The sequence below is a fragment of the Pandoraea norimbergensis genome (assembly GCF_001465545.3).
In the GTDB taxonomy this organism is placed as follows: Bacteria; Pseudomonadota; Gammaproteobacteria; order Burkholderiales; family Burkholderiaceae; genus Pandoraea; species Pandoraea norimbergensis.
The window spans coordinates 5,493,577-5,508,126 of record NZ_CP013480.3; the positions used below are offsets into that span (position 1 = coordinate 5,493,577).

At 62.5% G+C, this 14,550-nt stretch carries 11 protein-coding genes; 3 read left to right on the top strand and 8 right to left on the bottom strand.

Annotated elements, in window-relative coordinates; all coding sequences use genetic code 11:
- Window positions 1-544: 544 nt before the first annotated feature.
- Window positions 545-1,696, bottom strand: coding sequence for a ribonucleotide-diphosphate reductase subunit beta (locus tag AT302_RS24060; protein ID WP_058376162.1), 1,152 nt, complete (start codon window positions 1,694-1,696; stop codon window positions 545-547).
- 655 nt (window positions 1,697-2,351) lie between these two features.
- On the opposite strand from AT302_RS24060, the gene AT302_RS24065 reads away from it, so the two are divergent.
- Window positions 2,352-3,317 carry an aldose epimerase family protein gene (locus AT302_RS24065; RefSeq protein ID WP_157125868.1) on the top strand — a complete coding sequence of 322 codons (966 nt, stop codon included), beginning with the start codon at window positions 2,352-2,354 and terminating at the stop codon, window positions 3,315-3,317.
- Window positions 3,318-3,434: 117 nt separating this feature from the next.
- On the opposite strand, the gene AT302_RS24070 is transcribed toward AT302_RS24065, so the two are convergent.
- The 5 genes from AT302_RS24070 to AT302_RS24090 form a co-directional block, all read right to left on the bottom strand.
- Window positions 3,435-6,386, bottom strand: a complete 2,952-nt coding sequence (locus tag AT302_RS24070) for a ribonucleoside-diphosphate reductase subunit alpha (RefSeq protein ID WP_058376164.1) — start codon at window positions 6,384-6,386, stop codon at window positions 3,435-3,437.
- Between the two features lie 375 nt (window positions 6,387-6,761).
- Complete coding sequence (ampD, locus tag AT302_RS24075; protein ID WP_058376165.1) at window positions 6,762-7,388, bottom strand: 1,6-anhydro-N-acetylmuramyl-L-alanine amidase AmpD; 627 nt, start codon at window positions 7,386-7,388, stop codon at window positions 6,762-6,764.
- 439 nt (window positions 7,389-7,827) lie between these two features.
- Complete coding sequence (locus AT302_RS24080) at window positions 7,828-8,340, bottom strand: DUF1269 domain-containing protein (RefSeq protein WP_058379914.1); 513 nt, start codon at window positions 8,338-8,340, stop codon at window positions 7,828-7,830.
- 223 nt (window positions 8,341-8,563) lie between these two features.
- The gene (locus tag AT302_RS24085; RefSeq protein WP_058376166.1) at window positions 8,564-8,842 is read right to left on the bottom strand and encodes a PP0621 family protein; all 279 of its coding nucleotides are present in this window, start codon (window positions 8,840-8,842) and stop codon (window positions 8,564-8,566) included.
- Between the two features lie 6 nt (window positions 8,843-8,848).
- Window positions 8,849-9,733 (bottom strand): cytochrome C assembly family protein, encoded by an 885-nt coding sequence (locus AT302_RS24090; protein ID WP_058376167.1) that lies wholly within the window; start codon window positions 9,731-9,733, stop codon window positions 8,849-8,851.
- Between the two features lie 103 nt (window positions 9,734-9,836).
- On the opposite strand from AT302_RS24090, the gene ffh reads away from it, so the two are divergent.
- Together ffh and AT302_RS24100 are read left to right on the top strand one after the other, a co-directional pair.
- On the top strand, window positions 9,837-11,201 hold the full coding sequence (gene ffh, locus AT302_RS24095; protein ID WP_058376168.1) for a signal recognition particle protein: 1,365 nt from the start codon (window positions 9,837-9,839) through the stop codon (window positions 11,199-11,201).
- A 141-nt stretch (window positions 11,202-11,342) separates the two neighbouring features.
- Window positions 11,343-11,891, top strand: coding sequence for a hypoxanthine-guanine phosphoribosyltransferase (locus AT302_RS24100; RefSeq protein ID WP_058376169.1), 549 nt, complete (start codon window positions 11,343-11,345; stop codon window positions 11,889-11,891).
- A gap of 85 nt (window positions 11,892-11,976) precedes the next feature.
- Here the strand turns inward: AT302_RS24100 and AT302_RS24105 are convergent, their stop codons facing one another.
- Complete coding sequence (locus AT302_RS24105) at window positions 11,977-12,570, bottom strand: MarC family protein (protein ID WP_058376170.1); 594 nt, start codon at window positions 12,568-12,570, stop codon at window positions 11,977-11,979.
- Between the two features lie 170 nt (window positions 12,571-12,740).
- Window positions 12,741-14,480: a proline--tRNA ligase gene (locus tag AT302_RS24110; protein ID WP_058376171.1), complete on the bottom strand. Its 1,740-nt coding sequence runs from the start codon at window positions 14,478-14,480 to the stop codon at window positions 12,741-12,743.
- Between the last annotated feature and the right edge of the window lie 70 nt (window positions 14,481-14,550).

The following is a 14,550-nucleotide window of genomic DNA, read 5'->3' on the forward strand; positions in this document are numbered from 1 at the left end:
CACGCGCGCAAAAAAATTGCCGACGACATCGCCGTCAGCAATTCGATTGTCTTGATAGGGGGAGTTCGCCAGATTCTTCGGGGGGTAGCTTGCCTGTCCCGTCATCGGGATGGAGGAGATTGCGATAGCGGATAAGCGATACTGCTTGCTATGCACCAAGGTTTTTACGCTCCGTAACTACCAGCTCTCTGTCGCGGGAGGAAAGCAATGTGCTTTCGTGTGTTCATCGAGACTGCAATTTATTTGAGCGAATAATAATTCTTTTGTGATGCGATGTTAATACTTTGCGCATAAAAAAGCGCACATCAATCGCAACGAAGAAGTCAATCTGTTGTATTTGATGCACATCGCACGCGTGCTTCGATCGCTTCGACGCACTCACGAGCATGCGATGACGAGGGCGATGTGTGTGACTCATGCCTTCTCTTGCGCTTCGCTTTGACTTCTCTTCGCACAAGTCACGCGTGCTTCGCACGCACACACCACCCTCTCAAGAACCGCATGAATGCTGGCTTTGCAGCCAACACCCATTTTCACTACACGCTTAGTCCCAGCTCAACGCACCGCCGGTTTGATAATCGATCACTCGCGTCTCGAAGAAGTTGCGCTCCTTCTTCAAGTCGATCATCTCGCTCATCCACGGGAACGGATTCTCTTCGTTCGGGTAGAGCGCCTCGAGACCGATTTGTGCGCAGCGACGATTCGCGATGAAGCGCAAATAGCTCTTGAACATGCCCGCATTCAGACCAAGCACACCACGCGGCATCGTGTCTTCAGCGTAGCGATACTCCAGCTCGACGGCCTTCTTGAACAGCTCGCGAATCTCGTCGCGGAACTCCGGCGTCCACAGGTTAGGGTTTTCCAGCTTCACCTGGTTGATCAGGTCGATGCCGAAGTTGCAGTGCATCGACTCGTCGCGAAGGATGTACTGATACTGCTCCGCAGCACCGGTCATCTTGTTCTGACGGCCCAGCGCGAGGATCTGCGTGAAGCCGACGTAGAAGAACAGACCTTCCATGATGCAGGCGAACACGATCAGCGAGCGCAGCAGCTTTTGGTCATTCTCCTGCGTGCCGGTCTGGAACGACGGGTCGGCAACGACTTCGATGAACGGCAGCAGGAACTCGTCCTTGTCGCGAATCGACGCGACTTCGTGATACGCGTTGAAGATCTCGCCTTCGTCCAGGCCCAGGCTCTCGACGATGTACTGATAGGCGTGCGTGTGGATCGCTTCTTCAAACGCCTGACGCAGCAGGAACTGACGGCACTCGGGCGCGGTGATGTGGCGATACGTGCCGAGCACGATGTTGTTCGCGGCGAGCGAGTCGGCGGTCACGAAGAAGCCGAGGTTGCGCTTGATGATGCGGCGCTCGTCTTCGGTCAGGCCGTTCGGGTCCTTCCACAGGGCGATGTCGCGCGACATATTCACTTCCTGCGGCATCCAGTGGTTGGCGCAACCGGCCAGATACTTTTCCCACGCCCATTTGTACTTGAACGGCACCAGCTGGTTCACGTCGGTCGTGCCGTTGATCACGCGCTTGTCGGAGGCGCTCACGCGGCGCGTCGACGACGAGGCGATCACGTTCGGGGTATCCCCCTGCGTGCCAAGGATGTTCTCCGCCGGCGAGAAGCTAGCGGCGGGGGCTGCCGGTGCAGCAGGTTTGGCGGTGGTGGTCTCTTCTTCCCAGTTCAACATAGGGTCTCGGTCCGTTCAGGTTGATGCGGTGCACACAACTACGCACACCGCCGAAGTGGCAGATCAGCCGATCACCCGCCTGGGGCGTGTGCGACTCGGCTGATACGAATTAATGGTTACTTAACTTACTGGGTCACGCGCAAAAAGCCATGCGTTCCGGCGGACATCATCGCGCGATTCGCGTGACGGGCGGCGGAAAATCCGCAAGGGTCGATACCGTGTTTCGGGGGCCAGTCAGAGGCGCATTCGCGCACTTTTGAGGAACTTCGCAGACGGGGGAGTTGGTTTGCGTCACTGGCAACATCATGACCTCCCGACGTCGAATTGAATGACTCAAATTTAGCACAATTACGTCGCGTATTCCAGCACCCTCCACTATATATAGTGCCGCACCCCATACAAACCACTATACCTAGTGTTCTGCCGCACCCCTCGTGCCATGGCCGCCAAGGCCCGCGGGACCGGCATGTTGCCACGATTTGCGGGCCGGCGGTAGGGTTTGCGCAGCACCGAATGCGACGTTGACGGCGAGCCACTCGGCACGACGACATCGGGCGTATCCTATGCGTCACGCGTCACCCGTGCAGCGAATCCGGACGACAGATCCGGACGCGCGGCGCGTCAAGACGCGAAGGAGACGAAGGAGATACTGACGATGCATTCCCCTGATGCCGACAACGCGCGCGCCCTCGCAACACATCCCCCGGGCGCGACGCCGCTCACCCTCACCCCGGGCAAGCCGGTCCGGCTCTCGGCCGGGTCGTTGATTGCCGAAGTGCAACCGGGCTGCGGCGGGCGGCTCGCAAGACTGGCGCGGCGCGACACACGCGGCGATCTGTTCGACTACCTCATGCCGCTCGGCAATGAACCCTTTGCGTCGGACGAATGGCCGAAGGCCGGCGCGTTCCCGATGCTGCCCTACACCAATCAGTTGCGCGACGACACGCTCCATTGGCAAGGCCGCACCATCACCGCCCGTGAAGCGGCAGTGGCCTCCAGTTCGCTGCATGGCTGGGGGCTGCGCCGCGCGTGGGAAGTCGTGGACGAGAGCGCGCACTGCTGCGTGCTGCAACTCGACAGCCCCGCGCAACCCGAGTGGCCCTGGCACTATCAGGCCTATCTGTCGATATCGCTCGATGCGCAAGGTGTCGACATGCAGCTCTCGCTCACCAACCTCTCGGCGGGCGAGATGCCGGCCGGGCTCGGCCTGCATCCCTACTTCCGCTGGCCCGCCGGAGCGCGCCTGACGTTCGAAGCGGAATCCATCTGGCGCTCGCCTTCGGAGGACGTCCGGTGGCCGAGCGAGCAGCGCATTCATGTCGGCGCCATCGAGGTGGTGTCGGTCGGCGGCGGGCTCGACAGCAAAGGCCGCTCGACGTGGTTCGCCGAAGTGCCCACCGAGGCCGGCCGGTTCGATGCCCGCATCGACTACGCAGGCGGCCTGCGCTCGGCGACGGTGCGCAGCGACGATGCCTCGTGGCTCGTGGTGCACTCGCCCGCTGGGCGCCCCTACCTGTGTCTGGAGCCGTCGACACATCGCGTAGGTGACTTCGATCACGACCACGTCCGGGTGCCGCATGGCGAGACGCTCAACCTGTCGATGCGGATTGATTTGGCGTGATCTGGTGTGATCTGACCTGAGCGGGAAAGCCCGCAAGAAAAAACCCCGTCGTCCTGAAGGACCGACGGGGTTTTTTCCGAGTGGCCAGTACCGAACCGGCACCGGCGCGAACTCAACTTACTGGCAGGCTTCGCACTCGTCGAAACCGGCATCGCCCGGACGCATCGTGCAGACCGCGCCTTCGGCTTCCGGCATCGGCTGGGCCAACGGCGAGGTCGGCTCGGCCGAGAAGCTGCTCGTCGGCGTCACGCCGCCCGAACTCACCGAGTTCAGCGCACCGTGGTTCACCGTCGACTTCTCGACGTGCGTGGCCGACATCGTACGGAGGTAGTACGTGGTCTTCAGACCGCGCGTCCACGCCAGCTTGTACGTCTCGTCGAGCTTCTTGCCCGAAGCGCCGCCCATATAGATATTGAGCGACTGCGCCTGATCGATCCACTTCTGACGACGCGAAGCTGCTTCGACCAGCCACTTCGGCTCGACTTCGAAGGCCGTGGCGTAGATCTCGCGCAGATCGGCCGGCACGCGGTCGATACGGGAGAGCGAGCCGTCGAAGTACTTCAGGTCGGCGACCATCACTTCGTCCCACAGGCCGCGCGCCTTCAGATCACGCACCAGATACTCGTTCACCACCGTGAATTCGCCCGACAGGTTCGACTTCACGTACAGGTTCTGGAACGTCGGCTCGATACAGGCCGACACGCCGATGATGTTCGAGATCGTTGCGGTCGGTGCGATCGCCACGCAGTTCGAGTTGCGCATGCCGTGCGAAGCGATGTGCTTGCGCAGGCTGTCCCAGTCCAGCGTTGCCGACTGGTCCACTTCGAGGTAACCGCCGCGCTCTTCAGCCAGCAGCTTGATCGAGTCTTGCGGCAGGATGCCACGATCCCACAGCGAGCCCTTGTACGACGAGTACTGACCGCGTTCCTTGGCCAGCTCGCTCGACGCCCAGTAGGCGTAGTAGCAAACGGCTTCCATCGAGCGGTCGGCGAACTCGACGGCATCGTCGGACGCATACGGCGTGCGCAGCAGGTGCAGGCAGTCCTGGAAGCCCATGATGCCCATGCCCACCGGACGGTGATGCAGGTTCGAATTACGCGCCTTCGTCACGGCGTAGTAATTGATGTCGATCACGTTGTCGAGCATGCGCATCGCCACGCGAACCGTGCGTTGCAGCTTCTCGTGATCCAGCTCGTAGCCGTTGGCCGTCTGCTTCAGGTGAGCCACCAGGTTCACCGAGCCGAGGTTACACACGGCAATTTCGGTCTCGCTCGTGTTCAGCGTGATTTCCGTGCAGAGGTTCGACGAGTGCACCACGCCCACGTGTTGCTGCGGCGAACGGATGTTGCACGGGTCCTTGAACGTGATCCACGGGTGACCGGTTTCGAACAGCATGCCCAGCATCTTGCGCCAGAGCGCTTGTGCCGGCACCTTCTTGAAGAGCTTGAGTTCGCCGCGCGCTGCCTTGTCTTCGTAAGCGGTGTACGCCTGCTCGAAGGCCTTGCCGTACTTGTCGTGCAGGTCCGGGCAGGTCGACGGCGAGAACAGCGTCCATTCACCGCCTTCCATCACGCGCTTCATGAACAGATCGGGAATCCAGTTCGCCGTGTTCATGTCGTGCGTACGACGACGGTCGTCGCCGGTGTTCTTACGCAGTTCCAGGAATTCTTCGATATCCAGGTGCCACGTTTCCAGGTACGCGCAGACCGCGCCCTTGCGCTTGCCGCCCTGGTTCACGGCCACGGCCGTGTCGTTGACCACCTTCAGGAACGGCACCACGCCTTGGCTCTTACCGTTCGTGCCCTTGATGTGCGAGCCGAGCGCGCGAACCTGCGTCCAGTCGTTGCCCAGACCGCCGGCAAACTTCGACAGCAGTGCGTTTTCCTTGAGCGCTTCGTAAATGCCTTCCAGATCGTCCGAGACGGTCGTCAGGTAGCACGACGACAGCTGCGAGCGGCGCGTACCCGAGTTGAACAGCGTCGGGGTCGAGCTCATGAAGTCGAAGCTCGAGAGGATCTGATAGAACTCGATCGCACGTGCTTCGCGCTCGACTTCGTTCAGCGCCAGACCCATTGCGACACGCATGTAGAACGCCTGCGGCATTTCGATGCGATGGCTGTCGATGTGCAGGAAGTAGCGGTCGTACAGCGTTTGCAGACCCAGATAGTTGAACTGGAGGTCGCGCGATGCGTCGAGTGCAGCGCCCAGCTTGGCCAGGTCATACGTCAGCAGTTGCTCGTCGAGCAGTTCGGCTTCCACGCCTTGCTTGATGAAGCGCGGGAAGTATTCGACGTAACGGGCTGCCATCTCGCCCTGCGGCACTTCTTCGCCGAGGATTTCGCGGCGGATCGTGTGCATCAGAATACGGGCGGTGACGAGGCTGTACGCCGGCTCTTTCTCGATGAGCGTACGCGAGGCGAGGATCGCCGAGTCGTACACCTGCGACAGCGGCACGCCGTCGTACAGGTTCTTGAGGGTTTCGGTCAGAATCGGCTCGGCGCTGACTTCGTTGCCGAGGTTTTCGCAAGCGGCCTGCACCACGCCACGCAGCACGCCCATGTCGAGCGAGCGCGTCACGCCGTTGTCGGTCACACGCAGCACCGGTGCGTCAGGCGCTGCCGATTCTTGCGTGGTTTCGACCGAGTGAGCACGCTCTTGCGAACGCTTTTCGCGATACAGCACGTAGGCACGTGCGACGTTGTGCTCGCCTTCGCGCATGAGCGCGAGTTCGACCTGATCCTGAATGTCTTCGATGTGGAACGTACCGCCGTTCGGGCGGCTGCGCACCAGCGCACGCACGACGGCTTGCGTCAGTTGCTCCACGAGTTCGCGAACACGCGCCGAAGCCGCACCCTGACCGCCGTTCACGGCGAGGAACGCCTTGGTCACGGCGATGGCGATCTTCGACGGCTCGAAACCCACCACCGCGCCGTTGCGTCGAATCACTTTGAAGTCGGCGTTGGTCGCCGGTGCGAAGGCGCCCGTAGTTTGGGGCGCCGACGCACCCGTGCTGCCGGCATTCGCGGCGGCCGTCGGGTTCGGGCGGGTGAGGTTTTCGTTAGTCTGCATGTAAAAACTCCCGTTCCAATGAGATGGTGCTGTTAGCGCGTCTCTACCAGTTTGACGGCCGGCAAAAATGCGCCCTGGGGGCGCCGATGGAGCGAAGTGCTGAACACCGCACGACCGACGGACGGCCAAGGGTTCGAGGTGTCCGCTGCACGGCTTTGCTGCTGTACCGCCCCACAAAATGCCGCGGGACAAGCACGGTATTGATGGATATTGCTTCCTGCGCCGACCTCATGAAAAACCACTACATATAGTGGTCGGCACCCGAATTGGCACTAAGTATAGTGGAGATGACGCACTCCGCAAACTCAAAAATTTGTGTCGCCGGGAAGGCCCGTGGCGTCGCCGTGTCAAGCAAAACCTATTCCGGCATGGGGGTTAATCCGCCGGCTGAAACGGCAACATCGCGGGGTTCAGGCCCGCCATTCGACGCAACCGCTGCCACTCGAAATGCGGCCCCGGATCCGTCTTCCGACCCGGTGCTATATCGGCATGTCCGGCGACAGCTTGAATCGGATAACGCACCTGCAACGTTTGCGTCAGCGCTGCAAGCGTTGCGTACTGCGCCGCCGTGAACGGCGTCTCGTCGGTGCCTTCCAGCTCCACCCCGATCGAGAAGTCGTTGCAGCGCGCACGCCCTTCGAACGACGATGCACCGGCGTGCCATGCCCGGGCGTCGCACGACACAAACTGTTGCAACGCACCATCACGGCGCACCAGAAAGTGCGACGACACGTGCACGCCGCGAATCTCGTCGAAGAACGGATGCGCATCGTGGTCGAGCCGGTTCTGGAAGAACGCCGGAATCTCGTCGCCCCCGAACTGCCCCGGCGGCAGCGAGATGTTGTGCACCACGAGCAAGTCGGTCGGCAGCCCAGCCGGGCGCGCGTCGAAATTCGGCGACGGCAGTCGCTGCGCTTCGCGCACCCAGCCTTCGGTGTCGAGCGTGAAGACCGGCAGCCGATTCGGTGTGCCTTCGACTTTCGATCGATCCGGTGCGTTCATGCCGCGCCCCGCGACAACATGCGGGATACCGCAGCGCAAGCGCTGACGCGGCGATCCGGCCGGTGGGCAACATTAGGGGACACAAATGACTGGAGCATGACGGGCACAGCGATCTCCCGTAGAGCGAGGGGCGCCATTGTAGCCCACTTGGCGTGACGCCGCCGGCGGGGGGCCCAAAGGGCGCTGCGAGGTGCAATGCGATCCCCGATGTGACGCACGATGGGATGCACAACACCGTCAATGTGCCCTGCCGATGCCCGGAAAAAAATCGGCAGAATCCCCAAAGAAGAAGCCTCTCGCCGCACCAGGCCGAGAGGCTTCCATGGGCGTTGCCACGCCCGGGGGTGGCAACGGACTCGTGTCGTGCAACACGCGTACCACCCCGCACCGCTCACAGGGGCGGCGCCATTGGCCGTTGCCGGCCGGATGAACCCATCGATCACGGAAATGCCGGAATCGCCGCCTCCACCCCTTCCATATGCGCTTCGGGATGGTGTGCTTTCAACATCTCGCGAACCTCGTCGACGCGGCTCTCGCGCACATCGACCATCAGCAGAATCTGGCCTTGCTCCAGCGGCTCACGGAACATCTTGAGCCGCGAGTTCGGCACCGATACGCCGATCATGCTCGACACCCACGCGCCGAACAGCGAACCGAGCGGCGCGGTAATGATCATCAGCTCCCATTGGGGACGTGTGCCCACGATGGGGAAAAACGCCGCGACTGCACCGACTGCCAGCCCACAGAAGCCACCGATCACGAGCCCGGCTTCAGCGCCGTGCACGATATCGGAAGTCTGTAGGAGGTTAGCCTCGTGCAGTCCCTCCAGATCCATTTCGTCACGTGCCATGAAGTGGATGTGACGCTCCTCGATTCGCGCCAGCAGCAGGTCACTCATCGTGCGCTGCGCACTCGCCAAATCGGGAAGAAGGAAATACATCCGTCTGCGCATCAACATATGGCGCCCTCCTGTCGACTGATCCCCGTCCCCGTCTCGTCACGCTCGTTCTTGTTCTGTACGGGGCTGGTTACTGTGTTTTAGTGCATGCGACAGGCATGCGCAAGCCGGCCACCGGGGCAGGCTTGCTAATAGAGAGCGGAAGCGGGATGGAAAGCGCGGAGAATACGCGAGAAATGGGCCCCGACGAATGCGCGGTGAGGCCGCGCTTCGGGGCTCAGGCGCGGCGTTCGCGCGCGAGATAGGCGTCGCGGTGCGCGCCACTGCAAAAATGCGTGCCACCGGCGCCGTGTATGGCGTCGCTCTCGGGCAAATAGGTATCGCACTCCTGGCAGCGCACCATGCGCTCGGCCGGCGGCAGCGACTGTTGCACGGTGGTCTTCGCCCCGTTCGCGGGCGGCGGGCGCATGCGATCGGCATCGCGCTTGCGCTCGTTATGACGCATCCACCAGGTGCCCAGCACCAACAACACCAGTAACAACAAGATATTGCGCATCGCGCTTCAAGTCTCCGTCATGCGATGCAGCACCACCTCTAGCACGAAGCGAGAACCGACATACGCCAGCAACAGCGCCACGAATGACGCCAGAACCCAACGCAGCGCGACCTTACCGCGCCACCCATAAAAATGCCGCCCCAGCAGCACCGCGCCGAACATCAGCCACGACACCACCGCGAACACGGTCTTGTGATCAATGCGCACCGCGCGCCCGAACAACGCCTCGGAGAACATCACGCCGGAAATCAGCGTCAGCGTGAGCAGCACGAAGCCCGCACCGATCAGACGGAACAACAGCTTCTCCATCGTGAGCAGCGGCGGCAGCGTTTCGAGCCAGCGGGCCAGCCAGCCGGTCGGCTCGCTGCCGCGCGACGGATGCAGTTGCCGCTCGGCATAAATCATCAGCAGCGCGTGCAGTGCCGCGAGCGCAAACAAGCCGTATGCCATGTTCGCGATGATGAAGTGCACCTTGAAGATCGGTTCAGCCGCAAAGCCGAGAATTCGCACGTCGGGAAAAACGAGCGGCAGGATGCAGGCCACGGCCGCGATCGGTGTGACCATTAGCCGCAGGCTGTCGAGCGGGAAGAAGAAACTCTCGATCCAGTAGATGCCCACCGAGAGCCACAGCATGGCCGAGAGCATGTACGCGAAACCGAAGTGCATGCTGTCGGCACGGAAGATCGTCTGATGCAGCAACACCCCGTGCAGCGCGAGCGCGACGAACAGCGAAAGCTGCATCGGCCAACGCGAAGGCGTGCCCGTGACCGGCGCAGGCGCGAGCTGCCCGCCCGCCATCGCGAGTGCGGCATCGCGCCGGTAACCTTGCCACGAACAAACCGCCAACCCGGCGTAGAGGATGGCGGTCAGCGCATACAGTAAAATAGTCATGTTTGAAGTTTACACCAGCCCATGACGGGCGCGCTGCCGTGCTGCTCACTCGCCCGGGCACGCCCGCCCACCGGGCCACTGCGGGTCTTACAGGATACGTTTCATGCTCGACAATCTCACTACGCGCCTTGCCAAGGTCGTCAAGACCCTGCGCGGCGAAGCCCGTCTGACCGAGGCCAACACGCAGGAAATGCTGCGCGAAGTGCGCCTTGCCCTGCTTGAGGCCGACGTTGCCCTGCCCGTGGTCCGCGATTTCGTCGCCAAGGTGCGCGAAAAGGCACTCGGCGAAGAAGTCGTCGGCAGCCTCTCGCCGGGTCAGGCGCTCGTGGGCGTGGTCCAGCGCGAACTGACCGCGCTCATGGGCGGCGACTACGAAGGCCGCGCCGCCGAACTCAATCTCGCCACCACCCCGCCCGCCATCATCCTGATGGCCGGTCTGCAAGGCGCCGGCAAGACCACCACCGTCGGTAAGCTCGCCAAGCTGCTGCGCGCGCAGAAGAAGAAAGTCCTCACCGTTTCCGTCGACGTCTACCGCCCTGCCGCTATTGCGCAGTTGCAGACGGTGACCGAACAGGTCGATGCCGATTTCTTCCCGTCGCAACCCGATCAGAAGCCGGTCGACATCGCCCGTGCGGCGGTGGACTGGGCGCGCCGCCATCACCACGACGTGCTGCTCGTCGACACGGCCGGCCGTCTGGGTATCGACGAAGCGATGATGCAGGAAATTACCGCCCTGCATACGGAACTGAAACCGATCGAAACGCTGTTCGTCGTCGACGCCATGCTCGGTCAGGACGCCGTGAACACCGCCCGCGCCTTCAATGAGGCGCTGCCGCTCACCGGCGTGGTGCTCACCAAGCTCGACGGCGACTCGCGTGGCGGTGCCGCGCTGTCGGTGCGTCACATCACCGGCAAGCCGATCAAGTTCGTCGGTGTGGGCGAAAAGCTCGACGGCCTCGAAGTCTTCCACCCGGACCGCATGGCGAACCGGATTCTCGGCATGGGCGACATTCTCGCGCTCGTCGAGGAAGCCCAGCGCGGCGTAGACGTGCAGGCCGCCCAGAAGCTCGCGGAGAAGGTCAAGAAAGGCGGTGACTTCGATCTGAACGACTTCAAGGCGCAGATCGGCCAGATGAAGAAGATGGGCGGCCTTTCCTCGCTGATGGACAAGCTGCCGGCGCAATTCCAGGCCGCCGCCAGCCAGACCAATATGGATCAGGCTGAGAAGCAGGTGCGCCGCATGGAAGGCATCATCAACTCGATGACGCCGACCGAGCGCGCCAAGCCCGAACTGATCAAGGCCAGCCGCAAGCGCCGCATCGCTGCCGGCGCGGGCGTGCAGGTGCAGGAAGTCAACCGCATGCTCAATCAGTACGACCAGATGCGCACGATGATGAAGAAGCTCAAGGGCGGAGGCATGATGAAGATGATGCGCAGCATGAAGGGCATGATGCCGGGCATGCGCTAAGCGCGCAGACGTTCTCTCCCCGGTCGCAGGGTTGCGGCCCGCCAGATTTCGGACAGATCCGGCCAACGCCGGCTATTCCGTATATACTCCGGGCCGCAAATAGCGACATCCCCCGCAACAAGTGATACAGGGTCGCCCCATATGAACCGCGAAGAAGCCCTCGAAGTATTCCGTAATTCCGAAGAAATCGTCTCGTCCGACCAGGTCAACGCCTCGGTCGACCAGATGGCCGGTGCCATCAAGGCCGCCATCGGCGACGAATTCCCGATGGTGCTGTCGGTCATGGGCGGCGCCGCCGTCTTCACCGGCATGCTGCTGCCGCGTCTCGACTTCCCGCTCGAGTTCGACTACATCCACCTCTCGCGCTACAACAACACCACCACCGGCGGTGCCATGCAGTGGCGTGTCGCCCCGCGTGACTCGGTGCGTGACCGCGTGGTGCTCGTGCTCGACGACATCCTCGACGAAGGTGCGACGATGGCCGCCATTCGCGACCGGATTCTCGAGATGGGCGCGTCGAAGTTCTACAGCGCCGTGCTGTGCGAGAAGATTCTCGCCAAGGACAAGCCGTCGCATCCCGACTTCTGCGGCTTCACCGTGCCCGATCGCTACGTCTTCGGCTGCGGCATGGATGCCAAGGGTTACTGGCGCAACCTGCCGACCATTCGCGCACTGACGACGCCGCGCTGATATCGTTTTGACATCAGCCACATCGCCATGAAGAAAGGGCCCCTCGGGGCCCTTTTCTTTTGCTGCCGATTGTCGAGACGTGCGCTCAGAACTGATGCACGAAGACTTTCACGCCCTTGAGGATCATCTCGACCGAGATGGCCACGAGAATCAGCCCCATCAGACGCTCGAACGCCGCCACCACGCGCGACCCAAGCAGGCGCTCGATACGGTCAGCCAGCAGCAACACCACGGCACACACGGCCATCGTCACGCTCAGCGCCGTAATCCATTCGAGCATCCTGCCCGGTTGTTGCGACACCAGCAGCATGACGGTCGCCAGCGCCGACGGCCCGGCAAGCGCGGGAATCGCCAGTGGCACAATCAGCGGCTCACCCGCCGTCGGCAGCGAGCCCTGATCGGGGTGCGGGAAGATCATGCGCAGCGCAATCAGAAACAGCACGATGCCGCCCGCCAACTGCAACGACAGATCGGTCAGGCTCATCATCCGCAGGAAGCGATCGCCCACGAGCATGAACAGCAGCAGAATCGCGAACGCGATCAGCACCTCTCGCACGATCACGCGCGGCCGTCGCGACGCGGGCACGTTACGCAGCGCGTTGACGAAAATCGGGATATTGCCGAACGGATCCGTGATGAGCAGCAGCAGGATCGTGGCCGAAGCGAACGTGTATTCCATACGGAGAATGCTCTGGATATGACAACGGCAGCCGCCAAGGCGACTGCCGTCAGGTAATGCAGTATCCGGCCGACGCAACCTCTACCTCTAAAAGATCGCACGGCTGGCTGGCGGGTGCGGTGTCATCCGTCGTGCAGACCAGATTCGACTCGCCCCCGCCTCACTGACGCTCAGACCGCCTTCGCAGCGCGCACCTTGCCGGTCACGATCTCGGCCACGGTGGCGGCGTCGAGCAACTGGGCTTCCGTCTCGCGACGGCCCTGATACTCGATCTTGCCTTCCTTCAGGCCACGATCGCCGATCACCACGCGGTGCGGCACGCCGATCAGTTCCCAGTCGGCGAACATCACGCCCGGGCGCTCGCCACGGTCATCGAGAATGACGTCGATACCGGCGGCCAGCAGTTCCTCGTAGAGCTTGTCGGCCGCGGCGCGCACAGCGTCGCTACGGTCGTAGCCCATCGGGCACAGCACCACTTCGAACGGGGCGATCGATTCCGGCCAGATGATGCCGCGATCATCGAAATTCTGTTCGATGGCAGCGCCCAGCACGCGAGTGACGCCAATGCCGTAGCAGCCCATTTCCATCGGCGCCGGCTTGCCGTTCTCGTCGAGGAAGGTGGCGCCCATAGCATCCGAGTACTTGGTGCCCAACTGGAACACGTGACCCACTTCGATACCACGGCACAGCGCGATCTCGCCCTTGCCGTCCGGCGAGGCGTCGCCCGGCACGATGTTACGCAGATCGGCCACCACTTCGGCTTCGGGCAGATCGCGGCCCCAGTTCACGCCGGTGATGTGGAAGTCCACCTCGTTGGCGCCGACCACGAAGTCGCTCATCTTGGCCACCGTGCGGTCGACCACCAGCTTGACCGGCTTTTTCGTGCCGATCGGGCCCAGATAGCCCGGCGGCGTGCCGAACCACTCGACGATCTCGGCTTCGGAGGCAAAACGGAAGTCCGTCAGCCCCGGCACCTTGCTCGCCTTGATCTCGTTCAGTTCGTGATCGCCGCGCAGCAGCAGCAACCAGACCGTGGTGCCAGCGTCTTCGCTGTCGGTCGCCAGCACGATCGACTTGACCGTGCGCGCGAGCGGAATCGACAGCAGTTCGGCGACGGCTTCGCACTTGGCCTTGCCCGGCGTGGCGGTCTTGGTCAGGGCTTCGGCCGGGGCGGCACGCTCGCCTTGCGGGGCGACGGCTTCGGCCATTTCGACGTTGGCCGCATAGTCCGACGTCGGGCAGTAGGCGATGGCGTCTTCGCCGGTGTCGGCGATCACGTGGAATTCATGCGAACCCGAGCCGCCGATCGAGCCGTTGTCGGCCACGACTGCGCGGAAGTCCAGCCCCAGACGCGTGAAGATGCGCACATAAGCATCGAACATCTTCTGATACGAGACTTGCAGGCCGGCACGGTCCTTATCGAACGAGTACGCGTCCTTCATCAGGAATTCGCGACCGCGCATCACGCCGAAGCGCGGACGGATCTCGTCGCGGAACTTGTTCTGCACCTGATAGAAGTTCACCGGCAGTTGGCGGTAGCTCTTGATCTCGCGGCGCGCGATGTCCGTCACCACTTCTTCGTGGGTCGGCCCAACCACGAAATCGCGGTCGTTGCGGTCCTTCAGGCGCAGCAGCTCCGGGCCGTACTTTTGCCAGCGGCCCGATTCCTGCCAGAGTTCGGCCGGCTGGACGGCTGGCATGAGCAGTTCGAGCGCGCCGGCGCGGTTCATTTCTTCACGGACGATGGCTTCGACCTTGCGAATCGAGCGCAGGCCGATCGGCAGGTAATCGTAGATACCGCCGGCAACGCGACGGATCATGCCGGCACGCACCATCAGCTTGTGGCTGACGATCTCGGCGTCCGCGGGAGCTTCCTTGAGGGTGCCGATGAAGAAACGAGAGGCTTTCATGCAGATTTCCGGAAAAATTAGGGGTCAACGGCCGGGTTGCTTCGGTCGGGTGCCCGAGCCCCGCCAGCCG

Coding starts and splice junctions, on each gene's coding strand:
- ffh (WP_058376168.1), top strand. CDS start 9,837: ATGCTCGACAATCTCACTACGCGCCTTGCCAAGGTCGTCAAGACCCTG.
- ampD (WP_058376165.1), bottom strand. CDS start 7,388: ATGAACGCACCGGATCGATCGAAAGTCGAAGGCACACCGAATCGGCTG.
- AT302_RS24090 (WP_058376167.1), bottom strand. CDS start 9,733: ATGACTATTTTACTGTATGCGCTGACCGCCATCCTCTACGCCGGGTTG.
- AT302_RS24060 (WP_058376162.1), bottom strand. CDS start 1,696: ATGTTGAACTGGGAAGAAGAGACCACCACCGCCAAACCTGCTGCACCG.
- AT302_RS24085 (WP_058376166.1), bottom strand. CDS start 8,842: ATGCGCAATATCTTGTTGTTACTGGTGTTGTTGGTGCTGGGCACCTGG.
- AT302_RS24105 (WP_058376170.1), bottom strand. CDS start 12,570: ATGGAATACACGTTCGCTTCGGCCACGATCCTGCTGCTGCTCATCACG.
- AT302_RS24100 (WP_058376169.1), top strand. CDS start 11,343: ATGAACCGCGAAGAAGCCCTCGAAGTATTCCGTAATTCCGAAGAAATC.
- AT302_RS24080 (WP_058379914.1), bottom strand. CDS start 8,340: ATGCGCAGACGGATGTATTTCCTTCTTCCCGATTTGGCGAGTGCGCAG.
- AT302_RS24070 (WP_058376164.1), bottom strand. CDS start 6,386: ATGCAGACTAACGAAAACCTCACCCGCCCGAACCCGACGGCCGCCGCG.
- AT302_RS24110 (WP_058376171.1), bottom strand. CDS start 14,480: ATGAAAGCCTCTCGTTTCTTCATCGGCACCCTCAAGGAAGCTCCCGCG.
- AT302_RS24065 (WP_157125868.1), top strand. CDS start 2,352: ATGCATTCCCCTGATGCCGACAACGCGCGCGCCCTCGCAACACATCCC.